This window comes from Marmoricola endophyticus (assembly GCF_014644415.1).
GTDB lineage: Bacteria > Actinomycetota > Actinomycetes > Propionibacteriales > Nocardioidaceae > Marmoricola > Marmoricola endophyticus.
In genome coordinates this window covers 1,307,363-1,333,183 of the sequence record NZ_BMKQ01000001.1, presented here as the reverse complement: position 1 = coordinate 1,333,183, position 25,821 = coordinate 1,307,363, and the positions used below count along the sequence as shown (strand labels likewise).

Genomic DNA, 25,821 nt, shown 5'->3' with positions numbered 1-25,821 from the left:
GCCGCGACCACGGGCGAGGCGGCTGCGCGATGATGGGCGGCATGACTGTCGTGAAGATCAACGCGATCACGGTCCAGCCCGACTCCGGGGACGAGCTGGCGAAGCGGTTCGCGGCCCGCGCAGGTGCGGTCGACGACGCCGACGGGTTCGAGGGCTTCGAGCTGCTCAAGCCGACCGACGACCGGACCCAGTGGCTCGTGGTCACCCGGTGGCGCGACGAGGCGGCCTTCGAGGCGTGGACGTCCTCGCCGGGGTTCGCGCACGGGCACCGCAGCGCCCAGGAGCGCGCGGGTGGCGACGCACCGAAGCCGGTGGGCATGCACAGCGAGGTCTGGAGCTACGTGCCCGCCGGAGGGTCCACCCCGGGCCAGTAGGGTCCGCTGCGTGCCGGATCCCACCCTCGCCGCCTCCGTCCGGCAGTCCGTCGACGCGCTGGCGCCCGAGCTGGTCGAGCTGCGTCGCGACCTGCACGCGCACCCGGAGCTGGCCTGGACGGAGGTCCGTACGACCTCCCTGGTCGCCGGCCGCCTGGCCGCCGCCGGCGTCCGGACCGTGCCGCTGGAGCCCACGGGGCTCCTGGCCGAGGTCGGTCCCGCCTCCGGCCCGGTCGTGGTCCTGCGGGCGGACCTCGACGCGCTACCGGTGGACGACCTGACGACCGACCCGTGGCGCAGCGCGGCGGCCGGCACCGCCCACGCGTGCGGTCACGACGTGCACACCGTCGGTCTGCTCGGGGCCGTGCTCGCGCTGGCGAGCGTCGCCGAGCGGCTGCCGGTGCGGGTACGAGCGGTGTTCCAGCCTGCCGAGGAGGTCATGCCCGGCGGCTCCCACCGCGCGATCGAGCAGGGCGCGCTGGCCGACGCGGCGGCGATCTTCACCGTCCACTGCGACCCCGGGGTCGACGTCGGGTCGATCGGGCTGCGCGAGGGGCCGATCACCGGCGCCGCCGACGCCCTCGAGGTGCGCCTGAGCGGGACCGGTGGACACACCTCGCGACCGCACCTGACCCAGGACCTGACCTTCGCGCTGGCCAAGCTCCTCACCGAGGTCCCGGCGGTGCTGTCGCGCCGCTTCGACCCGCGCTCCGGCGTCTCGGTGGTCTGGGGTGCGGTCAGTGCCGGGTCCGCGATGAACGTCATCCCCGCCGCCGGCCGCGCGCTGGGCACCGTGCGCACCCTCGACCCGGTGGCCTGGGCGGACGCCGAGGCCGTGGTCAGGGAGGTGGTCGCGGCGGTGCTGGCGCCGTACGGCGTGCGCAGCGAGGTCGGGTACGTCCGCGGCGTGCCGCCGGTGGTCAACGACCCCGCGGCCACCGCGGTGATCCACCGTGCGGCGGCGGAGCTGCTGGGGGAGGAGGCCGTCCAGGGCACCCCGCAGAGCACCGGCGGTGAGGACTTCGCGTGGTACCTCGAGCACATTCCCGGGGCGATGGCGCGGCTGGGCACGCGGACGCCCGGCGGGCCGACGTACGACCTCCACCAGGGCGACCTGCGCGTCGACGAGCGGGCCGTCGCGACGGCGTCGGCGCTGCTCGCGAGCATCGCCCTGACCGCGATGGACGACCCGGAGATCGCCGGAAACATCACCGGGCGGTAACACTTCGGTCACCCCGGCCCCGTTGGCTGGCTCAGCCGAGCCCCGCGGCTCTATCTTTCTCGCACTCGCCGCGCCGGGCAGACGGCGCGAGCACGTCTTCATGAGGGGGTCATCTCGTGCGTCGTACGACGAGGATGGCAGCACTGCTCGCGGCCGGGGTCATGTCCCTGGGCGCCCTGAGCGCCTGTGGCAGCAGCGGCGGATCGGACAGCTCCGGCAGCGGATCGGGCGACGGTCTGAAGGTCGGCATGGCCTACGACGTCGGCGGTCGTGGCGACCAGTCGTTCAACGACTCCGCCGCCGCCGGCCTGGACAAGGCCAAGAAGGACCTGGGCATCGAGACCCAGGAGTCGGAGGCGGTCGACGGTGAGGCCGAGAGCGCCCGCGAGGAGCGGCTGCGCACGTTCGCCGACGCCGGCTACAACCCCGTGATCGCCGTCGGCTTCGCCTACTCGGCGTCGGTGGCGAAGGTCGCCAAGGAGTACCCCGACATCGACTTCGCGATCATCGACGACGAGGAGGCCAAGGGCGACAACATCGCCAACCTGGTCTTCGCCGAGGAGCAGGGCTCGTTCCTCGTCGGCGCGGCCGCCGCGCTGAAGACGAAGAGCAACGAGGTCGGGTTCGTCGGCGGTGTCGAGACGCCGCTGATCCAGAAGTTCGAGGCCGGCTACGTCGCCGGTGCCAAGGCGGTGAAGCCGGACATCACCGTCGACACCACCTACCTCAGCCAGCCGCCGGACTTCTCCGGCTTCGGCGACCCGGCCAAGGGCAAGACCGCGGCGCAGGGCATGTACGACAAGGGCGCCGACGTCGTGTACCACGCGGCCGGCGGCTCCGGCGGCGGCGTGTTCGAGGCGGCCAAGTCGGCGAACAAGCTGGCCATCGGCGTCGACTCCGACCAGTACAAGACCGTGGACGCCTCGCTGAGGAGCGTCATCCTCACCTCGATGCTGAAGAACGTCGACGTGGCGGTCTACAACTACCTGAAGTCCGCCAGCGAGGGCGACATCCCGACCGGCGTGCGTCGCTACGACCTGAAGGTCGGCGGCGTCGACTACTCCACCAGCGGTGGCCAGGTCGACGACATCAAGTCCAAGCTCGACGACTACAAGCAGCAGATCATCGACGGAAAGATCACGGTTCCCACCAAGCCGTGACCTGCCCCATGACGGCGGACGTAGGGTCTCCTGCGTCCGCCGTCGGTCGTCGTCTCCAGGAGGTTCTCACCCATGGCGTCCGTTGAGACTCCGAGCCGGTCCGATGCGCCGCCCGCCGTACGCCTGCGCGGCATCGGCAAGCGGTTCCCCGGCGTCATCGCCAACGACGACATCAACATCGACGTCGCGCGCGGCACGATCCACGCGATCGTCGGCGAGAACGGCGCCGGCAAGTCGACGCTGATGAAGATCCTCTACGGCGTCCAGCCGCCGGACTCCGGCACCATCGAGATCGACGGCGCGGCCGTGACGCTCGGCTCCCCGGCAGACGCGATCAAGGCGGGGGTCGGCATGGTCTTCCAGCACTTCATGCTCGCCGACAACCTGACCGTGGCGGAGAACGTCGTCCTGGGTGCGGAGCGGCTGCACGGCATCGGTGCGGCGGCGCGCGAGGAGATCACGCGGATCTCCGGCTCGTACGGCCTCGGCGTCGACCCCGACCGCCTGGTCGAGGACCTCGGCGTCGGCGCCCGGCAGCGGGTGGAGATCCTCAAGGTGCTCTACCGCGGCGCGCGCATCGTCATCCTCGACGAGCCCACCGCGGTGCTGGTGCCGCAGGAGGTCGACGAGCTGTTCGACAACCTGCGCGAGCTCAAGGCCGAGGGCCTCTCGGTCATCTTCATCTCCCACAAGCTCGACGAGGTGCTCTCCGTGGCCGACGAGATCACCGTCGTACGACGCGGGACGACCGTCACCACGGTCGACCCCGCCGGCGTGACGGCGCGGCAGCTGGCCGAGCTGATGGTCGGCTCGGAGCTGCCCTCGCCCTCGACCGAGAGCTCGACGGTGACCGACGAGGTGCTGCTGAGCGTCCGCGACCTGACCCTGCCCGACCCCGCCGGCGGCCGACCGCTGGTCGACGGCGTGTCCTTCGACATCCACCGCGGCGAGGTCCTCGGCATCGCCGGGGTCGAGGGCAACGGCCAGGCGGAGCTGGTCGAGACGATCATGGGGATGCGAGACGGTGCGACCGGCACCGTCGAGCTTGCGGGGACCGATCTGTCGGGCCGCTCGACGGGTCAGCGTCGCGAGGCGGGCATCGGCTACATCCCCGAGGACCGGCACCGCCACGGGCTGCTGCTGGACTCCAGCCTCTGGGAGAACCGCGTGCTGGGGCACCAGACCCGTCGGCCGAGCGTCAGCCACGGCCTGGTGGACCGCGCGGCGGCCCGGGCCGACACCCAGCGCATCATCGAGGCCTACGACGTCCGCACCCCCGGGCCCGAGGTCCCCGCCCGGGCGCTGTCGGGGGGCAACCAGCAGAAGCTGATCGTCGGGCGCGAGATGAGCGGCGACCCGGTGCTGCTGATCGCCGCCCACCCGACCCGCGGTGTCGACGTCGGCGCCCAGGCGGCGATCTGGGACCACGTGAAGAACGCCCGTCGCAACGGGCTGGCGGTGCTCCTCATCTCCGCCGACCTCGACGAGCTGATCGGCCTCTCGGACCGCATCGAGGTGATCCTGCGCGGAGGGCTGGTCGGCCGCTTCGACCCCTCGGAGGTCACGCCGGAGGACCTGGGCTCGGCCATGACCGGTGCCGGCTCGGACGCTCCGCGCGAGGAGGGTTCCCCGTGAGCGGCGGACGCGTCCGACGGCTGCTGCTCGGCGCGGCCGCACCCGTGCTCGCGCTGGTCGCCGCGATCCTCATCACCAGCCTCGTGCTGCTCGTCGCCGGCGACCCCGTGCTCGACACGTGGAGCACGATCCTGTCGGCGCCGCGCGAGCGCAACGTCGCCAACATCATCAACAACGCGACGGTGCTCTACCTCTCCGGCCTCGCAGTGGCGGTCGGCTTCCGGATGAACCTGTTCAACATCGGCGTCGACGGGCAGTACCGCATCGCGGCCTTCGCCGCGGCGGTGGTCGCGGGCGAGGCGTGGCTGCCCGGCTACCTCAACACGGTGCTGGCCATCGTGGTGGCGATGGCGGTCGGCGCCGCCTGGGCCGGGATCGCGGGCCTGCTGCGCGCCACGCGCGGGGTGAGCGAGGTGATCTCGACGATCATGCTGAACTTCATCAGCACCTCGCTGGTCGCCTTCCTGCTCCGCAAGGCCGCGGTCCGCGCGCCCGGCAGCAACTCGATCAACACCAAGGAGATCCCGGAGGGGAGCCGGATCCCGGGCATCCCGTTCGGTGGCGGCGTCGTGGAGATCTACGGCTTCGTGGTCCTCGCCGTGCTCTCCGGGCTGGCGTACTGGTTCGTCCTGAACCGGACCCGCTTCGGCTTCGACCTGCGCGCGACCGGGCAGTCCACGACCGCGGCGGTCGCGTCCGGCATCAACGTGCGCCGGATGATCGTGATCGCCATGCTGATCTCCGGTGCCGCCGCCGGCCTGGTCGGGCTCCCGATCCTGTTCGGGGACGCCTACTCCTACGGCTCGACCTTCCAGTCCGGACTCGGGTTCTCCGGCATCGCGATCGCGCTGCTGGGCCGCAACCACCCGGTCGGGATCGGTCTCGGGGCGCTGCTCTTCGCCTACCTCAACGAGCAGTCCAACCCGTTGCAGATCCTCGTCGGGGTCTCCCCGGAGATCGTCGCCATCACCCAGGGCGTGATCGTGCTGACCGTCGTCGTGTCGTACGAGGTGGTCCGCCGCTACCGGCGCCGCCTGGAGCAGCAGGCGGTCGCCGCGGCCACCGACCGGCCCGAACGCCCCGCGCCGACCGAGGAGGTGGCGACATGAGCGCCCCCGCTGTCGCTCGTACGCCCGCCCCGCGGGTGCGGCGACGCTCGCCGTACACCTATCTCGCCGTGGTCGTCGGGCTGCTCGTCGCGGTCTCGCTGCTGGAGGTGGTGACCGGCGCCGACGACCTCACGTCCTCGGGCACGATCAGCGCGACGCTGGTCGCCACCGTCCCGATCGCGCTGGCGGCGCTGGGCGGGCTGTGGTCGGAGCGGGCCGGGATCGTGAACATCGGGCTCGAGGGGATGATGATCCTCGGGACGTACGGCGCCGGCTTCTTCGGCTACCACTACGGCGCCTGGGCGGGTGTGCTCGGCGCGATCCTGCTGGGCATGGTCGGCGGGCTGATCCACGCCGTGGCGACCGTGATCTTCGACGTCGACCACATCGTCTCCGGCGTCGCGATCAACATCATCGCGCTCGGTGCCACGCAGTACCTCGCGTCCCGCACCTTCGTCGGGCTCCCGGGCGGCGGCTCGACGCAGTCGCCGACGATCCCCTCCCTGCCGAGTCTCACCATCGCCCCGGTGAGCGACGGCCTGCAGGGCCTCGAGCAGCGCAACGTCTTCGTGATCTCCGAGGTCGCCGCAGTGGTCCGCGCCCTGACGACGAACCTCTCGGCGCTCACCGTGATCGGGCTGCTGCTGGTGCTCGTGACCTACCTCGTGCTGTGGAAGACCACGTTCGGCCTGCGGCTGCGCTCGTGCGGGGAGAGCCCGGTGACCGCGGAGTCGCTGGGCGTCGCGGTGCTGCGCTACAAGTTCGTCGCGGTGCTGATCTCCGGGGCGATGGCCGGTCTAGCCGGTGGGTTCCTGGCCATGGTCGCCTCCAGCAACTACCGCGACGGGCAGACCGGCGGTCGCGGCTACATCGGCCTCGCCGCGATGATCTTCGGCAACTGGCGACCCGGCGGGATGCTGGCCGGGTCCGGGCTGTTCGGCTACACCCAGACCCTCGGTCTGCGCAGCGGCCGCGACTCCGTGCACGCGCTGCTGCTCGCCGTCGCGGTGCTCGCGCTCGCCGTCGCGGTCCTGCAGCTGCGCCGCAGGCACGTCCGCGCGGCGATCGGCTTCGCGGTCGCGGGCGTGGTCGTCGGCGCGGTGTACTTCGCGATCGACGAGGTGGCCGACGACTTCACCCGGATGACGCCGTACGTCATCACGCTGCTGGTGCTCGGCCTGTTCTCCCAACGACTACGCATGCCCGCGGCCGATGGGGAGTCCTACCGCAAGGGATCGGCCGGGTGAGCAGCCCCGACTGGGAGTCGTTGCGGGCCGCGGCGACGGAGGCGATGGGGCGGGCGTACGCGCCGTACTCCGCGTTCCCCGTCGGGGCCGCGGCACTGGTCGACGACGGGCGCACGGTGACCGGGTGCAACGTCGAGAACGCGTCGTACGGCATCGGTCTGTGCGCCGAGTGCGGCCTGGTCTCGCAGCTGCACCTGACCGGCGGCGGGCGGCTGACCCACTTCGTGTGCGTCGACGGCTCCGGTGAGCTCCTGATGCCGTGCGGCCGCTGCCGGCAGCTCTTGTGGGAGAACGGCGGACCCGCTCTCGAGCTGATGACCGGCTCCGGCGTCCGCCGGATGGACGAGGTGCTGCCCGATGCCTTCGGTGCCCACGACCTCGGTTGACCTGGCCGACGCCGGCCTGGTCGCCGACCCGTACCCGGTGCTCGCCGCCGAGCGGGCGCGCCACCCGGTCGCCTGGCACGAGGCGTCACGGCGCTGGCTGGTCTTCTCCCACGCGGCGGTGAGCGCGGCCCAGCGCGACCGGCGGCTGGGACGGATCTGGGTCGACCACGAGCCTGCCGAGGCGCTGGCGCCGTTCAACCTGCTGCACCGGCACCAGATGATGGAGAACGAGCCGCCCGAGCACACCCGCCTGCGCCGGCCGGTGGCGCGGGCCTTCGCGCGCGGCCACGTGGAGCGGCTGCGGCCACGCGTCGGCGCCCTGGCCGCGGAGCTGCTGGACGAGGTCGACGCAGGCTCCTTCGACGTGCTCGCGGACTACGCCGAGCCGCTGCCGGTGCTGGTCATCGCCGAGCTGCTGGGCGTGCCGTCGTCGTACGTCGCGGACCTGCGGCGCTGGTCGCAGGCGATCGTGCGGATGTACGAGCCCACCCGCCCGGCGTCGGTGGTCGAGGACGCGGTGGCGGCCGCCACCGACTTCGCCGCACTGGTCCGTGACCTGGTCGCGTCCCGGCGGCGCACGCCCGCCGAGGACCTCCTCAGCGACCTCGCCGCGACCGACCTGAGCGAGGACGAGGTGGTGGCGGCCGTCGTGCTGCTCCTCAACGCCGGGCACGAGGCGTCGGTCAACGTCTTCGGCAACGGCCTGGTGGCGATGCTCGGGCGTGGTCCGCTGCCCGACGACGACGCGGCCTCCTGCGTCGAGGAGATGCTGCGGTTCGACTCCGCCCTGCAGCTCTTCGAGCGCACCGCGACCGAGGACGTCGAGCTCGGGGGCGTACGGGTCGCGGCCGGCGAGCGGGTGGCACTGCTGCTCGGCTCGGCGAACCGCGACCCCGCGGTCTTCGACGCACCGGACGAGCTGCGGCCCGCCCGCACGCCCAACCCGCACCTGGCCTTCGGCGCCGGAGTGCACTTCTGCCTCGGCGCACCGCTGGCCCGGATGGAGCTGGCCGAGTCGCTGGGCGCCCTGCGGTCGCGCTTCCCGGGCCTCGGCCTGGCCGCCGACCCGGTGCGTCGACCCACCTTCGTGCTCCGTGGCTACCGCGAGGTGCGGGTCGCCGGCTGAGTGGTCCGGGCGATAGCGTCGATCGGGTGAGTGAGAACGACGCGCACGACGTCATCGAGGTGATCACCGCCAAGCGGGACGGGCAGGTGCTCACCGACAGCCAGATCGACTGGGTGGTCGCCGCCTACACCCGCGGCGACGTGGCCGACGAGCAGATGTCCGCCCTGGCGATGGCGATCCTGCTCAACGGCATGCAGCGTGCGGAGATCGCGCGCTGGACCGCGGCGATGATCGCCTCGGGCGAGCGGATGGACTTCTCCTCGCTGTCGCGGCCGACCGCCGACAAGCACTCGACCGGGGGAGTGGGCGACAAGATCACGCTGCCGCTGGCGCCGCTGGTGGCGGCGTGCGGCGTCGCCGTACCCCAGCTGTCGGGGCGGGGCCTCGGCCACACGGGTGGGACGCTCGACAAGCTGGAGTCGATCCCGGGCTGGCGGGCGGCGCTGTCCAACGACGAGATGCTGGCCCAGCTCGAGGAGGTCGGCGCCGTCGTCTGCGCGGCCGGCGACGGCCTCGCCCCGGCGGACAAGAAGCTGTACGCGCTGCGCGACGTCACCGGCACCGTCGAGGCGATCCCGCTGATCGCGTCGTCCATCATGAGCAAGAAGATCGCCGAGGGCACCGGGTCGCTGGTGCTCGACGTCAAGGTCGGCACCGGGGCCTTCATGAAGCAGGTCGACCAGGCCCGCGAGCTGGCCGAGACGATGGTCGGCCTCGGCCAGGACGCCGGCGTGCACACGGTCGCGCTGCTCACCGACATGTCCACGCCGCTGGGACGTACGGCCGGCAACGCGCTGGAGGTGCGCGAGTCCGTCGAGGTCCTCGCCGGAGGTGGACCGGCCGACGTCGTCGAGCTGACGGTGGCACTCGCTCGCGAGATGCTCGCGGGCGCCGGCCACGAGGACGTCGACCCCGCCGACGTCCTGGCCTCGGGCCGGGCGATGGACGCCTGGAGGGCGATGATCCGCGCGCAGGACGGCGACCCGGACGCGGAGCTGCCCACCGGCCGCGAGACGCACGTCGTCCCGGCGCCGGCGACCGGCACGCTGAGCCGGCTGGACGCGATGGCGGTCGGGATGGCCGCGTGGCGGCTGGGCGCGGGTCGCGCCCGCAAGGAGGACCCGGTCCAGGCCGGGGCGGGCGTGGAGTGGCACGCACGACCCGGTGACGAGGTCCGTGAGGGCGAGCCGCTGCTGACGCTGCACACCGACGAGCCGGAGCGCTTCGAGCGGGCACTGGCCTCGCTCGAGGGCGGCTACGAGATCGGTGCGTCGCACGAGCCCGGCCCGCTGGTCATCGACCGGGTCGCCGGGGCCGTCCGGTGACACCCGCCACCATGGGATAGGTCACGCACGACGAGAATTCGCTGAGAACGCGTGAACGCGGAGGACCGACCGGTCACAGTGGGCCCATGATCGTCTCTCGGGTCCCCCTTCCTGCCAGCGCCTGGCGACCACTCCTGGTCCCCATCCTCGTCCTGCTCGCCTGGGACGTCGGTGTGACCGTCGTGTTCAAGCTGGGCTGGATCGACTACACCGGCATCACCATCCAGTACACGCTCTACGGCACCGCGATCGCGCTCTTCCTCGGGTTCATGGTCAACGCGGCCTACGCCCGGTGGTGGGAGGCGCGGACGCTGTGGGGCACCGTCGTCAACCACTCGCGCAACCTCGCCCGCGAGGCGGTGACGCTGCTCGACGAGACGGCACCCGACGCCCGGCCCGGGCTCGGCGCGGAGATGGTGCGGGCGCAGGTGGCGTACGTGCACACGCTGCGCACCGCGCTGCGCAAGCAGGACCCGCCCGCCGAGCTGGAGGTCTACCTCTCCGAGGACGGCCTGCGGCGCGTGCGTACGGCGACCAACAAGCCCACGGCGGTCCTCACCGAGGTCGGCCGCCTGCTCACCGAGGCACGGCGCCGCGGGATGGTCGACGAGATCGCGCGGGTGCAGATCGAGCAGACCCTGTCGATCCTCACCGACGCCCAGGGCGGGATGGAGCGGATCAACAACACTCCGCTGCCCGTGCAGTACCGCTTCCTGCCGTCGTTCTTCGCCCGGGTGTTCTGCCTCATCCTCCCGTTCGCGATCTACAAGGACCTGCAGTGGTGGACGCCGCTCGGCTCGGGCCTGGTGGGGGCGATGTTCCTGCTGGCGGTGCAGATCGGGCGGGACCTGGCGGACCCGTTCCTCGACCGGGTGCACGACGTGCCGATGACCGCGATCTGCCGCAACATCGAGATCGATCTGCTGGAGATGATCGGCCACGACGCGCCTGCAGCGGTCACGCCGGTCAAGCAGGTGCTCTGGTGATGCCCTGACCCGTGGCGGCGGCGAGATCCTCGCCGCCGGCACGGGCCAGCACCCCCAGCGCCTCCGTCTGGTCCACGATCTCGGCCACCAGCGCCGCACAGGTCGAGAGGAACCGCTCCGCGGCCACCGCGGCAGGCCCCGTCCCCGAGCCCGCCATCGCGGCGGCGGCGCTCCGGAGCGCCGGGACCACGTCTCGCAGCTCCTCGGCGGTGGCGCTCATCAGCCCGGCACCGTCGAGGAGCACGTCGAGGACGCCTCCGGTGAATCCCGTGCTGAGTCCCATCGCGTGCTCCCGTCCACGGCCTCGTCCTGGCAGGACCAGAGCGTGCGTGACGCGGGCCGGTGCGGGAAGCGTGCACCGCAGCGCTGTGGAGAAGCCCGGCGCACCGGGGCGTACGGGCTACTGGGAGAGGCTCGCGCCCCAGCGCTCCTCGATCCGGCCGAACCGCCAGATCGCGAGGGAGAGCAGCCAGGTGAGGACGAAGAGGACCACGATGCCGTAGCCGACGTACTCCAGGTCCAGGCCGCCCAGCCACGCCAGCGGCCCGGACTCGATGCCCGCCTTCTCGGCGAGCAGCCCGATCAGCTCGATGCCGCCGATGATCAGCGCGACGGCGACCGACAGGGCGGTGACGGTGATGTTGTAGTAGACCTTGCGCACCGGGCGGGCGAAGGCCCAGCCGTACGCGACGTTCATGAAGGCGCCGTCGATGGTGTCCAGCAGACTCATCCCGGCGGCGAAGAGGATCGGCAGCACCAGCACGGCGTAGAACGGCAGGTTCGCCGCGACGGCGCCCCCGGCGATCACCAGCAGCCCGATCTCGGTGACGGTGTCGAAGCCGAGGCCGAACAGGAACCCGGTCGGGTAGAGGTGCCACGGCTTGGTGACCAGCTTGGTGACCCGCCCGAGGATCCGGTTCATGAAGCCTCGGGAGTCCAGCTGCCGCTCGAGCTCGGCCTCGTCGTAGCGGCCCTGTCGCATCTCGCGGAACACGCCGACGATGGCGACCAGCGAGACCAGGTTGATGATGCCGATCAGGAGCAGGAAGACCCCGGACACCGAGGTCCCCCAGATGCCGGTGAGGTTGGCCAGCTCGGAGTTGTCGTCGGAGATGCCGCTGGCCAGGGCGCGGATGCCCAGCGCGATCCCGCCGACCATCACGAACACCACGGAGGAGTGGCCCAGGCTGAACCAGAAGCCGGTGGAGACCGGCTCCTTGCCGTCGGCCATCAGCTTGCGGGTGGTGTTGTCGATGCAGGCGATGTGGTCGGCGTCGAAGGCGTGCCGCATGCCGAGCGTGTACGCCGTGAGTCCCAGCCCGACGCCGAGGATCTGGTTGCTGACCTCGAAGTCCTGCGGTGCGACGACGAAGATCAGGCCGCCCCAGCCGACGACGTGCAGCAGCGCGACGAAGGCCAGGCAGCGGTACAGCGCGGCGCGTCCGGACGCGGTGAGCTTCTGGCGTACGGGGGGCGCGTCAGGGGCGAGGGTCACGGTTCGCGAACGTACGCCGTCCGCGAGCCAGATGCCACATGCTTGCAACAAGCCGTACGGCCCACCTGGCGATCCTCGACCGGAGCACTCTCCCTCACCTGCCCGACCGGGCAGGCGAAAGCGGACACGCCCGGGATCAGGCGGGGATCAGGGCAGCAGCAGGACCACGGTCTCGGCCACGCAGGCCGGCTTGTCCTGACCCTCGACCTCGACCACGTGCTTGAGCGTGAGCTGCTTGCCGGTCGGGATGTCGACCACGTCGCCGACGCTGACCGTGGAGCGGATCCTCGACCCGACGAGGAGCGGGTTCGGGAAGCGCACCTTGTTCACGCCGTAGTTCAGCTTCGCCCCCGGGGTCTCGAGCGAGAACACGCTCGCTCCGAGCATCGGGATCAGCGACAGGGTGAGGTAGCCGTGGGCGATGGTCCCGCCGAAGGGTCCGTCCTCGGCCCGCTCGACGTCGACGTGGATCCACTGGTGGTCGCCGGTGGCGTCGGCGAAGGCGTCGACGCGCTCCTGGTCGATGGTGAGCCAGTCGGAGGAGCCGAGCTCCTCGCCGACCGCGGCCTGCAGGTCGTCCAGGGAGGTGAAGGTGCGCATGGGGGCGAACCTACCCCGGTCGCGTCGTGGTGGGATGGCGGGCATGAGCCTGCAGAGCACCCCGGGACCGCTGAGCGAGGACGTCGTACGCCGAGCCCCGAAGGTGCTGCTGCACGACCACCTCGACGGTGGGCTGCGGCCCGGCACGGTGGCCGATCTCGCCGCCGAGTGCGGCCACGAGCTGCCGGCGCCGCGCGAGGAGCTGGGTCGCTGGTTCGCCGAGTCGGCCGACTCGGGCTCGCTCGAGCGCTACCTCGAGACCTTCACCCACACTGTCGCGGTCATGCAGAGCGCCTCGGCGCTGACCCGCGTGGCGCGGGAGTGCGTCGAGGACCTGGCGGCCGACGGCGTGGTGTACGCCGAGGTCCGCTGGGCGCCGGAGCAGCACGTCGAGGCCGGGCTGAGCCTGGACGAGGTCGTGGCCGCGGTGCAGCAGGGCTTCGACGAGGGCGTGGCCGCGGTCGAGGCGACCGGCGGTGTGTTCGTCGTACGACAGCTGCTCACGGCGATGCGGCACGCCGCGCGCTCGCAGGAGATCGCCGAGCTGGCCGTGGCCTGGCGCGACCGCGGGGTGACCGGCTTCGACATCGCCGGCGCGGAGGCCGGCTACCCGCCCACCCGCCACCTCGACGCCTTCGAGTACCTCCACCGCGAGAACGCGCACTTCACCATCCACGCCGGCGAGGCCTTCGGGCTGCCGTCGATCTGGGAGGCGATCCAGTGGTGCGGCGCGGACCGGCTCGGCCACGGCGTGCGGATCGTGGACGACATCGAGGTCGCCGACGACGGGACCGTACGGCTCGGCCGGCTGGCGCAGTACGTCCGCGACAAGCGGATCCCGCTGGAGATGTGCCCGTACTCCAACGTGCAGACCGGCGCGGCGACCTCGATCGCCGAGCACCCGATCGGGATGCTGACCGACCTGCGGTTCCGGGTCACCGTCAACACCGACAACCGGCTGATGAGCGGGACCTCGATGACCCGCGAGATGACCGCGCTGAGCGAGGCGTTCGGCTACGGGCTGGCCGAGCTGCAGTGGTTCACCGTCAACGCGATGAAGTCGGCGTTCCTGCACTTCGACGAGCGGCTCGCGCTGATCGACGACGTGATCAAGCCGGGGTACGCCGCCCTCGCGGCGGAGTCCGGGTGAGCTGGGTACGCCGCCCTCGCCGCGGAGGGCGGGTGAAGCGGGTGGTCGAGCCCGACCGAGCGCAGCGAGGGAGGACGTCGAGACCCTTGTCCTACCGAGCGGGCCGTGACCCCGACGACCGCACCTCCGGTGCGGCGTGGCGGCAGCGTGCTCGGGGGGATACGACCACCTGAACTGTAGTATCTAGATCAACATTAATTAGTCGTTGATCGGAGCATCCATGCCTACCGTCCCCTTCGTCGTCGAGAGCACCGGAACCGGCGTCGCCCAGGACGTCACCGTCCGGGGCGAGAACGCGCACGAGTTCAGCGCGGACACGTACGCCGCCTTCGGTGGCGCCGACGCGGCGCCGAGCCCGCTGGCGTACACGCTCGGCGCGCTGACGTCCTGCAACCAGATCACCGCCCAGCTCGTCGCCAAGGACCTCGGCATCCGGCTCGGGGAGTTCGCCTTCGCGGCGCGGGGGGACCTCGATCCGTCCGTCTTCGTCGGCGGTGCCGAGGGTGACGCCAACTTCGACGCGGTCACCGTCGAGGCGCAGGTGCAGACCGACGCCGAGGGGGAGACCTTCGACCGCTTCGTCGCCGAGCTCGAGCGGCGCTGCCCGGTGACCCAGCTGTTCAAGCGCAGCGGGCTGTCGTTCTCCTCGACCTGGAAGCCGCTGCCGCTGGGGTGAGGCGACGCCGCCGGAAACTGTCGGTGGGCGGTGGTGTGATCGGCTCATGAGCGAGGGCGTCGACGCCGTGCACCCGATGGGGGGAGTGCGTGGCTGCGTGTCGTCGGTGCGGTCGGCGCTGGCTGGACTGCCCGAGGGTGACCTTCCTGGTGACGGGGCAGGAGTCGCGGGGCTGCTGGTGGAGGTGGTCGCCGCGGAGCGGCAGCTGGCTGAGCTGCGGGTTCGGCTCTCCCGGGTCGCGGAGGCGCAGGCCGAGGCCGCGAAGGTCGCTGCCGCGGGCACCGACACCTGGATCGCGGCCCTCACGGGCACGACGCGGGGCCAGGCCGCGGGCGGGCTGTGGCTGGCTCGGGTGCTGGCCGAGAACTCGCTGTACGAGCCGGTGCGGCTCGCGTTCGCGCGCGGGGATCTCGGCGCCGAGGCGGTGCGGGTGATCCTGAAGGCAGCCGAGGCCGTCCCGGCCGGAGTCGTGGCTCCGGCCGACCTGCAGGAGTGCGTCGAGTCGCTGGTGGCTCGCGCGGTGGGTGGGCGGCTCGACCCGCGCCGGCTGCGGCGGGTCACGCGGCGGACGCTCGACCGCCTCGACCCTGCCCTGGCGGACCGGCACCAAGCGGCACTGCTGGAGGCGTCCGAGCAGCGCGCCGATGTCTGGTTCACCATGCACGAGACCACCCGTGGGGTGTGGGAGGGCCGGTTCAGCATCCCCGCGCTGCACGCCGACCTGCTCCGCACCACGCTGCAGCACCTGACCGCTCCGCGGCGGCTGTCCCGCAACCGCGCCGGAGCCCCGGTGGTCGACGAGTCCGCACCGACCGCACCTCGTTGGCACAGCGTCCAAGGTGCGGCGTTCTGCGAGCTGCTCGAGCACCTGCCCACCGGTGGCTGGACCCGGTCGAGCCCGGCCACCGTGATGATCCACCTCGACTACACCCACCTCGACTACACCCACCTGCTCGACTCCCTCGCCGCCGCGCACCTCGACACCGGAACCGACATCTCCGCCCGCAAAGCCCGACGCCTGGCCTGCGGTGCCGGGATCATCCCCGCCGTCTTCGACGGCGACCCGCTCCCGCTCGACCTTGGCCGGCGGCAGCGGCTGTTCACCCCCGCCCAGCGCGCCGCACTGTCCTCGGTCCACGACACGTGCGCCGCCGAAGGCTGCCAGCGCCCCTACGCCTGGACCGAGCTGCACCACCTCGACTGGTGGAGCCATGGCGGGCCCACCGACCTGGCCAACGCCCTGCCGCTGTGCTCGTGGCACCACCACCGCATCCACGACCCCGACTACACCCACACCCGTCTGCCCAGCGGCGAAGTCCGGTACCGACGCCGACGGCGAGGCCTCGGACCACCTGAACGCGTCAACGACCGCGCCGCGTGAGGCGGGTGGCGAACAGGCAAACTGGGGGAGTGGCTGAGCGCGTCGTCCTGGTGGTGGACGGCAACTCCCTGCTCCACCGCGGCTACCACGCACTCGCGCACACCGGGACGCGCACGCTCGGCGGCGAACCGGCATGGGCGGTGCGCGGTCTGCTCAGCCAGCTCGTGCACGCGGTCGACCGGGTGGGGGCGACGCACGTGGTCGTCGGGATGGACGACCCGGACCGCAGCCTGCGCCGGGAGCGGCACCCGACGTACAAGGCCCAGCGGCCGGACAAGCTGCCCACGCTGGTGTCCCAGCTCGAGCTGGCCGGGCGCGTCCTGCGTCAGGTCGGGGTGCCGGTCGTGGTGCCGCCCGGGCTGGAGGCCGACGACGTGCTCGCCTCGGTGGCGGCGCGAGTCGGGGCCCAGGGCGGCCGCACCGTCGTGGCCACCTCGGACCGCGACGCCTTCGCGCTCATCTCGTCGACCACCAGCGTGCTGCGGATCATCAACGGGGGCGTGGAGGCCTCGCCGGTGCTGACGCCGCAGCGGCTGGAGATCATGCTCGGGGTGCGCCCGGAGCAGTACCCCGACTTCGCCGCCCTGCGCGGCGACCCGTCGGACAACCTGCCCGGTGTGTACGGCGTCGGGCCGAAGACCGCGGCCCGGCTGCTGAGCGCGTTCGGCGGCGCGGAGCGGGCCTTCGCGGACCTGGCCGAGGTGCGCGAGCTGCTGGGCGACGCCGTGGCCGCACGGATGGCGGCCGACGGTGCGCGCGAGGCGTGGGCACGCAACCGCGAGGTGATGGCGATGCACACCGACCTCGACGTCGACACGGGCGCCGCGCTCCCGCTGCCGGCCGACGAGGTGAGGCACGCGTACGCCCACTGCCGCCTGCCCGGCACGACCACCCGCGCGCTGCGCGCGCTGTGCGGCGTCGACCCGCCGGCGCAGCCGGTGCCGGAGGAGACGCTCGCGTGGGACCCGCGGGCCGAGTGGCGCGCCCAGCGACCCGAGCGGACCTTCCCGCCGCTGCCGGAGAAGGCGGCGGACCCTCAGCTCACGCTGTTCTGACCCGCGCGCAGCAGCTCGTAGGCCTGGTCGCCGGTCATCGGTGTGCAGCCCGCGGCGACGGCCCGGTCCACGATCGCCCGCTGGGCGCGGGCCAGCGCGAGTCCGCGGCGTACGAGCACCAGCGGCGGCTTGCGGTGCTCGCGCAGGTCGCGCACCAGGCGGCGGGCGAACGTGACCACCGGGGCCTGGGTCACGCAGATCGCGTCGCCGAGGATCCCGCGCTCGCGGCACCCGGCGACGACCAGGTGGGCGAAGATGCCCTCGGCCACCACGCTCGCCGCACCGTCGAGGCGCAGCTCGCGCGACCCGACCCGGTCGCTGAGCCCGATGTCGTACGTCGGCACCTCCACCGCGCCCGACCGGCACAGCCGCTCCAGGGCGTCCACGGCCTCGTCGTGCAGCCAGGAGCCGGGATCGTCCCAGTCGACCAGGCCGGCGTTGGGGCCGGAGCTGATCAGCGGGAGCGCCGGGTCGCCGGCGGAGCGGTAGAAGTCGTCGAGCCGCAGCACCGGCAGACCCAGGCGTTCGGCGAGCCGCGACTTGCCGGCCCCCGAGGGCCCGGCGAGGACGACGACGCGAGCCACGCCGGTCAGCCGTCGGCTCCGTCGAGCACCTCTCGTGTCGCCGACAGCCCGAGGCGGGTGGCCCCCGCCGCGATCATCGCCCGCGCGGCGCGGGCGTCGCGGATGCCGCCACTGGCCTTGACGCCGAGTCGTCCGTCCACGGTCTGTGCCATCAACCTGACGGCCTCCTCGCTGGCGCCGCCGGCGGGATGGAAGCCGGTCGAGGTCTTGACGAACTGGGCGCCCGCCCGCTCGGCGGCGCGGCAGCACTCCACGACCGCCTCCTCGCCTCGCGGCGAGGCCAGGAGCGCGGCCGACTCGATGATGACCTTGAGAGCGGCGTCGGGAGCCATCGCCTCGCGCACGGCGGCGACGTCGGCCTCGACGTCGTCGTACCGGCCCTCGATGGCCGCGCCGACGTCGATCACCATGTCGACCTCCCGGGCCCCCTGCTCGACGGCCAACCGCGCCTCGGCGGCCTTGACCGACGAGTGGTGCTTGCCGGAGGGGAACCCCGCGACGACGGCGACGACGAGGTCGCCGGTGTCGCTCAGCGGCAGCATGGACGGTGAGACGCAGATGTGCGGCACGCCGAGGTCCTGCGCGTCGCGGACCAGCGCGCGGACGTCCTGCGCCGTCGCCTCAGGCTTGAGGAGGGTGTGGTCGACCATCGCGGCGATGTCGAGCCGGCTGATCTCGGTGGGCATCGCGCCATCCTAGGGGGCCGGGCACCGGTGATCGGCAGGCCCGGTTCAGCGGTCGAGGTCGCGGCTCAGCACGTCGGCGGCGCGCACGAGGTGCGGCACCGCGCGGGCGACCTGCTCGTCGTCGAGACGCGCCGCCGGGGCGGAGACCGACACGGCGAGGGGCAGCGCGACATCGGGCACGGCGACGGCGACGCACCGGACGCCGACCTCCTGCTCCTCGGAGTCGACGGCGTACGACGTCTCGCGGACCGTCCGGAGCGCGGCGAGGAAGTCCTCGGTCGAGGTGATCGTCTGCGGCGTCATCCTCGGCAGCCCGGTGCGGGCGAGGAGGTCGCGCACCTCGTCGTTCTCACGGCGCGCGAGCAGCACCTTGCCGACGGCCGTGCAGTGCGGGTGCACCCGACGGCCGACCTCGGTGAACATCCGCATCCGGTGCCGGCCCGGGGCCTGGGCGACGTACGCGATCCGGTCGCCGTCGAGCAGGGCGAGGTTCGCGGTCTCGCCGAGCGCGTCGACCAGCCCGGCCAGGGCGTGCTCGGCGCCCAGCCCCGCGGTGGACCCGGCCGCGGTGCCGAGCGGCACCAGCCCGAAGCCCAGCGCGTAGCGGCGGTCGGCGTCGCGGCGCACGTGCCCGGTCGCCACCAGCGTGCCGAGGATCCGGTGCGCGGTCGCGAGGGGTACGCCCGCTCCCGCGGCCGCCTCGTTGATCGGCAGGCTGCCGCCGCTCTCGGCGATCGTCGTCAGCAGGGCGAAGGCGCGCTCGACGGACTGGACACCTGGCACGCGCACCTCCTGTGACCGTTGACACACCGCGAGTGACCTGTCAGCGTTTCCGATATCGCGGCCTCAAGTTTCCACGATGCGGAAAGCATTGGCAAGAGGCCCACCGACCCCAGGAGCGTGCCAGGACCGTGACGGAGCAGCCTGTCGAGATCGGGGGCCTGCGGGTCTCCGCACCCGTGCACCGGTTCGTGACCGAGGAGGGGCTGCCCGGCACGGGCATCGGGGAGGCGGAGTTCTGGGCCGGCCTGGAGACCCTCCTGCGCGACCTGTCGCCGCGCAACGCCGCGCTGCTCGCCGAGCGGGACCACCTGCAGTCCGCACTGGACGACTGGCACGCCGCGCACCCGGGCAAGCCGGACGCGGCGGCGTACACCTCGCTGCTGCGCGATCTCGGCTACCTCCTCGACGAGCCCGCCGACGTCGCCGTCACCACCGACGGCGTCGACGACGAGGTGGCCCGGATCCCCGGTCCGCAGCTGGTCGTGCCGCTGCTGAACGCGCGGTTCGCGACCAACGCCGTCAACGCCCGTTGGGGCTCGCTCTACGACGCGCTCTACGGCTCGGACATCATCGACACCGACGGGGACCTGGACCCCGGCGACTCCTACAACCCGGTGCGCGGAAAGCAGGTGATCGCCCGGGCGAGGGCGTTCCTCGACGAGAGCTTCCCGCTCGACGCCGGCTCGCACGCCGACGCGACGTCGTACGAGATCGACGACGACGGGCTGCTGGTCCGGCTCCCCAACGGAGAGGCGCGGCTGAGCGACCCGGCACAGCTGGTCGGCCACCGCGGCCCGCGCGACACCCCCGAGGCAGTGGTCCTCGTGCACCACCACCTGCACGCCGAGATCCTCCTCGACCCCGAGGACGAGATCGGCCGAGGTGACGCCGCGGGGGTGAAGGACGTCCTGCTGGAGGCCGCGGTCTCCACGATCATGGACCTCGAGGACTCGGTGGCGGCGGTCGACGGTGAGGACAAGGCGCTGGGCTACCACCACTGGCGCGAGCTCATGCGCGGGACGCTGGCCGAGGAGGTCACCAAGGGCGGTGAGACCTTCACCCGCTCGATGCACGCGGACCGCACCTGCACTGCGCTGTCGGGCGAGGAGGTCACGCTGCGCGGCCGGTCGCTGCTCTTCATCCGACAGGTCGGGCACCTGATGACCACCGGCGCGGTGACGCTCGACGGCGAGGAGGTCCCGGAGGGGATCCTCGACGCGGTGATGACGGCGCTCGGCTCGATCCCCGACCTTCGAAGGGACGGGGACGACCTGTCTGGTCTTCAGAACTCCCGGACCGGTGCGATGTACGTCGTGAAGCCCAAGATGCACGGGCCCGCCGAGGTGGCCTTCGCGGTCGAGCTGTTCGGCCGGGTGGAGGAGCTGCTCGGGCTGCCGCGGCTGAGCATCAAGGTCGGCATCATGGACGAGGAGCGGCGTACCTCGCTGAACCTCAAGGCCTGCATCGCGGAGGCCAGCGAGCGGGTCGCCTTCATCAACACCGGCTTCCTCGACCGCACCGGCGACGAGATCCACACCTCGATGCAGGCCGGGCCGGTGGTCCGCAAGGCGGCGATGAGGTCCGAGACCTGGATCGGCGCGTACGAGGACCTCAACGTCGACGTCGGCCTGGAGTGCGGGCTGCTCGGCCGCGCACAGATCGGCAAGGGGATGTGGCCCGCGCCGGACAGCCTCGCCGACATGCTCGAGACCAAGATCAACCACCCGCAGGCGGGCGCGACCTGCGCCTGGGTGCCCTCGCCGACCGCGGCCACGATCCACGCGCTGCACTACCACCAGGTCGACGTGCTCGCCCGGCAGGAGGAGCTGCTCGCGGGCGGGCGGCGTCGACCGCGCGAGGACCTGCTGGCCGTGCCGCTCGGTGACCCGGCCGACTGGTCCGAGGACGAGCGGACCGAGGAGATCGAGAACAACCTGCAGTCGCTGCTCGGGTACGTCGCTCGCTGGGTCGAGGAGGGCGTCGGCTGCTCGAAGGTCCCCGACCTGTCCGGCGAGCCGCTGATGGAGGACCGCGCCACCTGCCGGATCTCCGCCCAGCACGTCGCGAACTGGCTGCACCACGGCGTCGTCACCGTCGCGCAGGTGGAGGAGACGCTGAGGAAGATGGCAGCCGTCGTCGACGAGCAGAACGCCGGTGACCCCGACTACGAGCCGATGGCCCCGGCCTTCGACAACCACGCCTTCACCGCCGCGCACGCGCTGGTCTTCGACGGGCTCGCGCAGCCCAGCGGCTACACCGAGCCGATCCTGCACCGCGAGCGTGCAGCCGAGAAGTCAGCAGAGAAGGAGTCCGCATGACGCTCGATCTCGAGACCGCCCGCACCATCGTCGCCGGCGCGCGTGCCCAGGGGGTGGAGGCCGGCTACAAGCCCCTGACCGTGGTGGTGCTCGACCCCGGCGGGCACCTGATCGCCGCCGAGCGCGAGGACGGCTCGTCGATGAAGCGGTACGAGGTCGCGCACGGCAAGGCGTACGGCGCGCTCTCCCTCGGCATGGGCTCACGCGCGATCATGAACCGCGCCGAGCAGCAGGCGTACTTCGTCGCCGCCGTCACCCACGCGGTCGGTGGGGCGCTGGTCCCGGTGCCCGGCGGGGTGCTGGTCAAGGACGCCGACGGGACGCTCCTCGGCGCGGTCGGCGCCAGCGGCGACACCTCGGACAACGACGAGGCCGCCGTCGTGGCGGGCATCGAGGCGGCCGGCCTGACAGCGCAGGTGGACTAGGCGTGACGTCCCCGGGATTGGACGCTGTCGCCGCGGTGGCGCACCGGCTGCTCGCGCCCGAGGACGTGATCACCGAGCGGGCCCGGCTGCGGACCTACGAGTGCGACGGGCTCGCGCACTACCGCGTCACCCCGGGCCTGGTCGTCGTCCCGGCCGACGCCGAGCAGCTGGCCGCGATCGTGCGTGCCTGCGCCGAGCACGGCGTGCCGTACGTCGCCCGCGGGTCCGGCACCGGCCTGTCCGGTGGGGCGCTGCCGCACGCCGAGGGCGTACTGGTGGTGACGTCGCGGATGCGCGCGATCCTCGCCGTCCGGCGCGACGACCAGCGCGCGGTCGTCGAGCCCGGCGTCATCAACCTCGACGTGACGCGCGCGGCGACGCCGGAGGGCTACTACTACGCACCGGACCCCTCGAGCCAGCAGGTCTGCTCGATCGGCGGCAACCTCGCGGAGAACTCCGGTGGCGCGCACTGCCTGAAGTACGGCTTCACCACCAACCACGTGCTCGCGGCGGACCTCGTCACCCCGCAGGGCGAGACGGTCCCACTGGGCACCGGCGCACCCGACGCGCCGGGGTACGACCTGCTCGGCGCCGTGGTCGGCAGCGAGGGCACGCTCGGCGTGCTCACCGCGGCGACGCTGAAGCTGGTCCGCCTGCCCGAGGAGGTCCGCACGCTCCTGGTCGGCTTCGAGACCACCGACCAGGCGGGCGCGGCGACCTCGAAGATCATCGCCGCGGGGATCATCCCCGCCGCGATCGAGATGATGGACGCGCTGGCCATCGAGGCCGCGGAGGCAGCGGTGCAGTGCGGCTACCCCGACGGTGCGGGTGCCGTGCTGGTGATCGAGCTCGACGGGGCGGCGAGCGAGGTCGAGGAGGAGTACGCCGAGGTGACTCGGCTCTGCGAGGAGGCCGGGTCCTTCGAGCAGCGCCTGGCCACCGACGCCGCGGACCGCGCCGCGATCTGGCGCGGCCGGAAGTCGGCCTTCGCCGCGGTCGGCCGGATCAGCCCCGACTACATCGTCCAGGACGGGGTCATCCCGAGGACCGCGCTGCCGGAGGTGCTCACCGCGATCCGACGGGTCTCGGAGGAGTCCGGGGTCCGCGTGGCCAACGTCTTCCACGCCGGCGACGGCAACCTGCACCCGCTGGTGCTGTTCGACGACGCGGTCGAGGGCGCGGGCGACGCCGCCGAGGAGGTGTCCGGGGCGATCCTCGACCTGTGCATCGAGCACGGCGGGTCGATCACCGGCGAGCACGGGGTCGGTGCGGACAAGGCGAAGTACATGCCGCGGATGTACTCCGACGACGACCTGGACACGATGCAGCTGGTCCGCTGCGCGTTCGACCCGGCGGGCGTCTCGAACCCCGGCAAGGTCTTCCCGACGCCCCGGCTGTGCGGCGAGGTGCCCGGCCGGCACAAGGCCCCGCACCCGCTGCAGCAGGCCGGTCTGGCCGAGGTCTTCTGATGACGGTGACGCAGGCCGCGGAGTCGGCGCTGGGATCGGCCTGCCCGGTGACCCCGGCCGGCCCCGGCGACGCGGTCGACGGCACCCCCGCCGGTCTCGTCGCACGGCCCGCGTCCACCGACGAGGTGGCCGAGGTGATGCGCGCGGCAGCCGCGCACGGGCTGAGCGTCGTGCCCCGCGGACGAGGGACGAAGCAGACCTGGGGCCGGCCACCCAGCGCGGCCGACGTCGTCGTCGACCTCGCCGCGATGGACGCGGTGCTCGACCACGCCGCGGGCGACCTGATCGTCGAGACCCAGGCCGGAGCCCGGCTCGAGGACGTGCAGGCGCAGGTCGCCACGGCCGGCCAGCGGCTGGTGGTCGACGACACCGTCCCGGGCGCGAGCATGGGCGGCACGCTGGCCGCGCACACCTCCGGGCCGCAGCGGATGCTGGTCGGCACCGTGCGCGACCTGCTGATCGGCGTCACCGTCGTGCGCGCCGACGGCGTGGTCGCCCACGCCGGCGGTCGCGTGGTGAAGAACGTCGCGGGCTACGACCTCGGCAAGCTGCTGATCGGGTCGTACGGCACCCTCGGCGTGGTCACCGAGGCCGTGTTCCGGCTGCACCCGGTGCCCGAGGCGCGCCGGTGGGTCGCGGTGGACGTACCCGACGCGGTGCGGGCGCACGAGGTCGTGCACCGGGTCGTGCACGCGCAGGTCGTCCCGCACGCGGTGGAGGTCGAGACGACCGACGGCGGAGGCTTCCGCGTGGCCGTGCTCCTGGGTGGCCGTGAGGCCGGCGTCGTCCAGCGTTGCGCGGCCACGCGCGAGCTGCTCGGCCCCACGGCCGCCGACCTGGACGCGGAGCCGGACCCGACGTACCCGTGGGCACCGGGGGAGACCGGTCTCAAGCTCACCTGCCTGCTCTCCGGGGTCGGCGAGCTGCTCGGCGCCGCCCACGGGGTGGGGGCCCGGGTGCGCGGCTCGGCGGGGACCGGCGTCCTGTACGCCGCGCTGCCGCCCGCGCCCGCCGCCGACGTCGCGGTCGCGGTCGAGCGGCTGCGCGCGACCTGCACGCTCCTCGGCGGTTCGGCCGTCGTCGTCGACGCGCCCGCCGAGGTCAAGCAGGTCGTCGACGTGTGGGGACCGGTGCCCGGTGGGGACGCGGGCCTGGACCTGATGCGCCGGGTCAAGGACCGCTTCGACCCCGAGCACCGGCTGGCGCCGGGCCGATTCGTGGGAGGGATCTGATGACCACCGACCAGCAGCCGGGCGACAGGGCCGGCGACGTGGGCGAGACGGGCTCGGTGCTGGACGCGTACGCCGCCCCGGCACCGACCGGCGCGGCCGGTTCCTTCGACGAGCACCACCCACCGGACGCGGCCCTGATCGGGGACTGCGTGCACTGCGGCTTCTGCCTGCCGACGTGCCCGACGTACGTCCTCTGGGGGGAGGAGATGGACTCCCCGCGCGGGCGGATCGACCTGATGAAGCAGGGCCTGGAGGGCGAGCCGCTGACCCCCGAGGTGGTCGGCCACTTCGACGCCTGCCTGGGCTGCATGGCGTGCGTGACGGCCTGTCCGTCGGGGGTGCAGTACGACCGCCTCATCGAGCAGACCCGCGCCCAGGTCGAGCGGGTCCACGACCGCGGTCTCGCCGACCGGGCGCTGCGCCGGCTGATCTTCGAGATCTTCCCGCACCCGCGCCGGCTGCGGCTGCTGCGCGGTCCGCTGCGGCTGCTGCAGGCCACGGGCCTGGACCGCGCGATGCGACGCACTGGCCTGCTGGAACGTGTCTCCCCGCAGCTGGCCGCGATGGAGGGGCTCGCGCCGCGCCTGACGAAGCCGCTGCCGCTGCCCCCGCACATCCGCGCGACCGGTGAGCGGCGGGCCACGGTGGGGCTGCTGGTGGGCTGCGTCCAGGGCGCGTTCTTCCCCGGCGTCAACGCCGCCACCGCACGGGTGCTGCAGGCGGAGGGCTGCGACGTCGTCGTGCCGCAGGCGCAGGCCTGCTGCGGTGCGCTCTCGGTGCACAACGGCCGCGAGCCGGAGGGACAGGCGTACGCCCGCGCCCTGATCGACACCTTCGAAGGAGCCGGCGTCGAGCACGTCGTGGTGAACTCGGCCGGCTGCGGCTCGACGATGAAGGAGTACGCCGACCTCCTCGCCGACGACCCGGCGTACGCCGACCGGGCCGCCGACTTCGCGTCCCGCGTCCGCGACGTCGCCGAGATCCTCGACGAGCTGGGGACCGTCGCGCCGCGGCACCCGCTGCCGGTCTCGGTCGCGTACCACGACGCCTGCCACCTGGCTCACGCCCAGGGCGTGCGCGAGCAGCCCAGGCGGCTGCTGCGCGCCATCCCCGGGCTGGAGCTGCGCGAGATCCCGCAGGGCGAGCTGTGCTGCGGCTCGGCGGGGATCTACAACATCCTCCACCCCGGCCCGGCCCAGGAGCTCGGCGACCGCAAGGCGGAGAACATCGTCGCCACCGGCGCCGAGGTGCTGGTGACGGCCAACCCGGGCTGCCTCATGCAGGTGCGCTCGTCGGTGGAGCGGTCCGGTCACCCGATGGGGATGGCGCACACCGTCGAGGTGCTCGACGCCTCGATCCGCGGCCTGTCGGCCGAGACGCTGAGAGCCTGAGGAGAG

General features: G+C 72.8%; 25 protein-coding genes. 19 read left to right on the top strand and 6 right to left on the bottom strand.

The window, feature by feature from the left end; translation table 11 throughout:
* The first annotated feature begins 41 nt into the window (after positions 1-41).
* From IEX42_RS06515 to IEX42_RS06470, 10 genes are all read left to right on the top strand, one after another.
* Positions 42-374 carry an antibiotic biosynthesis monooxygenase family protein gene (locus tag IEX42_RS06515; RefSeq protein WP_188779054.1) on the top strand — a complete coding sequence of 111 codons (333 nt, stop codon included), beginning with the start codon at positions 42-44 and terminating at the stop codon, positions 372-374.
* A gap of 10 nt (positions 375-384) precedes the next feature.
* Entirely contained in the window at positions 385-1,596 is a 1,212-nt protein-coding gene (locus IEX42_RS06510) for an amidohydrolase (RefSeq protein WP_188779053.1), read from the top strand.
* A gap of 134 nt (positions 1,597-1,730) precedes the next feature.
* On the top strand, positions 1,731-2,756 hold the full coding sequence (locus tag IEX42_RS06505) for a BMP family lipoprotein (protein ID WP_229660659.1): 1,026 nt from the start codon (positions 1,731-1,733) through the stop codon (positions 2,754-2,756).
* Between the two features lie 72 nt (positions 2,757-2,828).
* Positions 2,829-4,391 carry an ABC transporter ATP-binding protein gene (locus IEX42_RS06500; RefSeq protein ID WP_188779051.1) on the top strand — a complete coding sequence of 521 codons (1,563 nt, stop codon included), beginning with the start codon at positions 2,829-2,831 and terminating at the stop codon, positions 4,389-4,391.
* A complete protein-coding gene (locus tag IEX42_RS06495) occupies positions 4,388-5,500 on the top strand; it encodes an ABC transporter permease (RefSeq protein WP_188779050.1) in 1,113 nt (370 codons plus the stop codon). The genes IEX42_RS06500 and IEX42_RS06495 overlap by 4 nt, the downstream gene beginning before the upstream one ends.
* On the top strand, positions 5,497-6,747 hold the full coding sequence (locus IEX42_RS06490; RefSeq protein ID WP_188779049.1) for an ABC transporter permease: 1,251 nt from the start codon (positions 5,497-5,499) through the stop codon (positions 6,745-6,747). Before IEX42_RS06495 ends, IEX42_RS06490 begins: the two co-directional genes overlap by 4 nt.
* A complete protein-coding gene (locus IEX42_RS06485) occupies positions 6,744-7,133 on the top strand; it encodes a cytidine deaminase (RefSeq protein ID WP_268236432.1) in 390 nt (129 codons plus the stop codon). The genes IEX42_RS06490 and IEX42_RS06485 overlap by 4 nt, the downstream gene beginning before the upstream one ends.
* Positions 7,105-8,259 carry a cytochrome P450 gene (locus IEX42_RS06480; protein WP_188779048.1) on the top strand — a complete coding sequence of 385 codons (1,155 nt, stop codon included), beginning with the start codon at positions 7,105-7,107 and terminating at the stop codon, positions 8,257-8,259. Before IEX42_RS06485 ends, IEX42_RS06480 begins: the two co-directional genes overlap by 29 nt.
* A 26-nt stretch (positions 8,260-8,285) precedes the next feature.
* Positions 8,286-9,584, top strand: a complete 1,299-nt coding sequence (locus IEX42_RS06475; protein WP_188779047.1) for a thymidine phosphorylase — start codon at positions 8,286-8,288, stop codon at positions 9,582-9,584.
* Positions 9,585-9,670: 86 nt separating this feature from the next.
* A complete protein-coding gene (locus IEX42_RS06470) occupies positions 9,671-10,570 on the top strand; it encodes a bestrophin family protein (protein WP_188779046.1) in 900 nt (299 codons plus the stop codon).
* On the opposite strand, the gene IEX42_RS06465 is transcribed toward IEX42_RS06470, so the two are convergent.
* From IEX42_RS06465 to IEX42_RS06455, 3 genes are all read right to left on the bottom strand, one after another.
* Positions 10,551-10,853, bottom strand: coding sequence for a hypothetical protein (locus IEX42_RS06465; protein ID WP_188779045.1), 303 nt, complete (start codon positions 10,851-10,853; stop codon positions 10,551-10,553). The two genes, IEX42_RS06470 and IEX42_RS06465, sit on opposite strands and share 20 nt — an antisense overlap.
* A gap of 117 nt (positions 10,854-10,970) precedes the next feature.
* Entirely contained in the window at positions 10,971-12,065 is a 1,095-nt protein-coding gene (nicT, locus tag IEX42_RS06460; RefSeq protein WP_188779044.1) for a Nickel transporter NicT, read from the bottom strand.
* A gap of 147 nt (positions 12,066-12,212) precedes the next feature.
* Positions 12,213-12,665 carry a MaoC family dehydratase gene (locus tag IEX42_RS06455; protein WP_188779043.1) on the bottom strand — a complete coding sequence of 151 codons (453 nt, stop codon included), beginning with the start codon at positions 12,663-12,665 and terminating at the stop codon, positions 12,213-12,215.
* A 43-nt stretch (positions 12,666-12,708) separates the two neighbouring features.
* Between IEX42_RS06455 and IEX42_RS06450 the strand changes: the two genes are divergently transcribed.
* From IEX42_RS06450 to IEX42_RS06435, 4 genes are all read left to right on the top strand, one after another.
* Entirely contained in the window at positions 12,709-13,815 is a 1,107-nt protein-coding gene (locus IEX42_RS06450) for an adenosine deaminase (protein WP_188779042.1), read from the top strand.
* Positions 13,816-14,035: 220 nt separating this feature from the next.
* Positions 14,036-14,491: an OsmC family protein gene (locus tag IEX42_RS06445; protein WP_188779041.1), complete on the top strand. Its 456-nt coding sequence runs from the start codon at positions 14,036-14,038 to the stop codon at positions 14,489-14,491.
* Between the two features lie 46 nt (positions 14,492-14,537).
* Positions 14,538-15,872, top strand: a complete 1,335-nt coding sequence (locus IEX42_RS06440) for an HNH endonuclease signature motif containing protein (protein ID WP_188779040.1) — start codon at positions 14,538-14,540, stop codon at positions 15,870-15,872.
* Positions 15,873-15,901: 29 nt separating this feature from the next.
* Positions 15,902-16,927: a 5'-3' exonuclease gene (locus tag IEX42_RS06435; RefSeq protein ID WP_188779039.1), complete on the top strand. Its 1,026-nt coding sequence runs from the start codon at positions 15,902-15,904 to the stop codon at positions 16,925-16,927.
* Here the strand turns inward: IEX42_RS06435 and IEX42_RS06430 are convergent.
* From IEX42_RS06430 to IEX42_RS06420, 3 genes are read right to left on the bottom strand one after another with little or no spacing between them, the layout of a single operon-like run.
* On the bottom strand, positions 16,909-17,511 hold the full coding sequence (locus tag IEX42_RS06430; RefSeq protein WP_188779038.1) for a nucleoside/nucleotide kinase family protein: 603 nt from the start codon (positions 17,509-17,511) through the stop codon (positions 16,909-16,911). The genes IEX42_RS06435 and IEX42_RS06430 overlap by 19 nt on opposite strands.
* Before the next feature lie 5 nt (positions 17,512-17,516).
* Positions 17,517-18,197, bottom strand: coding sequence for a deoxyribose-phosphate aldolase (gene deoC / locus IEX42_RS06425; protein WP_188779037.1), 681 nt, complete (start codon positions 18,195-18,197; stop codon positions 17,517-17,519).
* A 45-nt stretch (positions 18,198-18,242) separates the two neighbouring features.
* Positions 18,243-18,980, bottom strand: coding sequence for an IclR family transcriptional regulator (locus IEX42_RS06420; protein ID WP_229660658.1), 738 nt, complete (start codon positions 18,978-18,980; stop codon positions 18,243-18,245).
* Positions 18,981-19,108: 128 nt separating this feature from the next.
* On the opposite strand from IEX42_RS06420, the gene IEX42_RS06415 reads away from it, so the two are divergent.
* The 5 genes from IEX42_RS06415 to IEX42_RS06395 are packed head-to-tail and all read left to right on the top strand — an operon-like array spanning position 19,109 to position 25,815.
* Positions 19,109-21,298 (top strand): malate synthase G, encoded by a 2,190-nt coding sequence (locus IEX42_RS06415; protein ID WP_188779035.1) that lies wholly within the window; start codon positions 19,109-19,111, stop codon positions 21,296-21,298.
* A complete protein-coding gene (locus IEX42_RS06410) occupies positions 21,295-21,723 on the top strand; it encodes a GlcG/HbpS family heme-binding protein (protein ID WP_188779034.1) in 429 nt (142 codons plus the stop codon). Before IEX42_RS06415 ends, IEX42_RS06410 begins: the two co-directional genes overlap by 4 nt.
* A gap of 2 nt (positions 21,724-21,725) precedes the next feature.
* Positions 21,726-23,192 (top strand): FAD-linked oxidase C-terminal domain-containing protein, encoded by a 1,467-nt coding sequence (locus tag IEX42_RS06405; protein ID WP_188779033.1) that lies wholly within the window; start codon positions 21,726-21,728, stop codon positions 23,190-23,192.
* Entirely contained in the window at positions 23,192-24,424 is a 1,233-nt protein-coding gene (locus IEX42_RS06400) for an FAD-binding oxidoreductase (protein ID WP_188779032.1), read from the top strand. The genes IEX42_RS06405 and IEX42_RS06400 overlap by 1 nt, the downstream gene beginning before the upstream one ends.
* Positions 24,424-25,815, top strand: coding sequence for a (Fe-S)-binding protein (locus IEX42_RS06395; RefSeq protein WP_188779031.1), 1,392 nt, complete (start codon positions 24,424-24,426; stop codon positions 25,813-25,815). Before IEX42_RS06400 ends, IEX42_RS06395 begins: the two co-directional genes overlap by 1 nt.
* Positions 25,816-25,821 lie beyond the last annotated feature (6 nt).

What these genes read in the sequence shown, in the direction of transcription:
- IEX42_RS06490 (WP_188779049.1), top strand. Translation starts at nt 5,497, where the DNA reads ATGAGCGCCCCCGCTGTCGCTCGTACGCCCGCCCCGCGGGTGCGGCGA.
- IEX42_RS06450 (WP_188779042.1), top strand. Translation starts at nt 12,709, where the DNA reads ATGAGCCTGCAGAGCACCCCGGGACCGCTGAGCGAGGACGTCGTACGC.
- IEX42_RS06440 (WP_188779040.1), top strand. Translation starts at nt 14,538, where the DNA reads ATGAGCGAGGGCGTCGACGCCGTGCACCCGATGGGGGGAGTGCGTGGC.
- IEX42_RS06410 (WP_188779034.1), top strand. Translation starts at nt 21,295, where the DNA reads ATGACGCTCGATCTCGAGACCGCCCGCACCATCGTCGCCGGCGCGCGT.
- deoC (WP_188779037.1), bottom strand. Translation starts at nt 18,197, where the DNA reads ATGCCCACCGAGATCAGCCGGCTCGACATCGCCGCGATGGTCGACCAC.
- IEX42_RS06455 (WP_188779043.1), bottom strand. Translation starts at nt 12,665, where the DNA reads ATGCGCACCTTCACCTCCCTGGACGACCTGCAGGCCGCGGTCGGCGAG.
- IEX42_RS06470 (WP_188779046.1), top strand. Translation starts at nt 9,671, where the DNA reads ATGATCGTCTCTCGGGTCCCCCTTCCTGCCAGCGCCTGGCGACCACTC.
- IEX42_RS06395 (WP_188779031.1), top strand. Translation starts at nt 24,424, where the DNA reads ATGACCACCGACCAGCAGCCGGGCGACAGGGCCGGCGACGTGGGCGAG.
- IEX42_RS06500 (WP_188779051.1), top strand. Translation starts at nt 2,829, where the DNA reads ATGGCGTCCGTTGAGACTCCGAGCCGGTCCGATGCGCCGCCCGCCGTA.
- IEX42_RS06400 (WP_188779032.1), top strand. Translation starts at nt 23,192, where the DNA reads ATGACGGTGACGCAGGCCGCGGAGTCGGCGCTGGGATCGGCCTGCCCG.
- IEX42_RS06465 (WP_188779045.1), bottom strand. Translation starts at nt 10,853, where the DNA reads ATGGGACTCAGCACGGGATTCACCGGAGGCGTCCTCGACGTGCTCCTC.
- IEX42_RS06480 (WP_188779048.1), top strand. Translation starts at nt 7,105, where the DNA reads ATGCCTTCGGTGCCCACGACCTCGGTTGACCTGGCCGACGCCGGCCTG.
- IEX42_RS06515 (WP_188779054.1), top strand. Translation starts at nt 42, where the DNA reads ATGACTGTCGTGAAGATCAACGCGATCACGGTCCAGCCCGACTCCGGG.
- IEX42_RS06505 (WP_229660659.1), top strand. Translation starts at nt 1,731, where the DNA reads ATGGCAGCACTGCTCGCGGCCGGGGTCATGTCCCTGGGCGCCCTGAGC.
- IEX42_RS06445 (WP_188779041.1), top strand. Translation starts at nt 14,036, where the DNA reads ATGCCTACCGTCCCCTTCGTCGTCGAGAGCACCGGAACCGGCGTCGCC.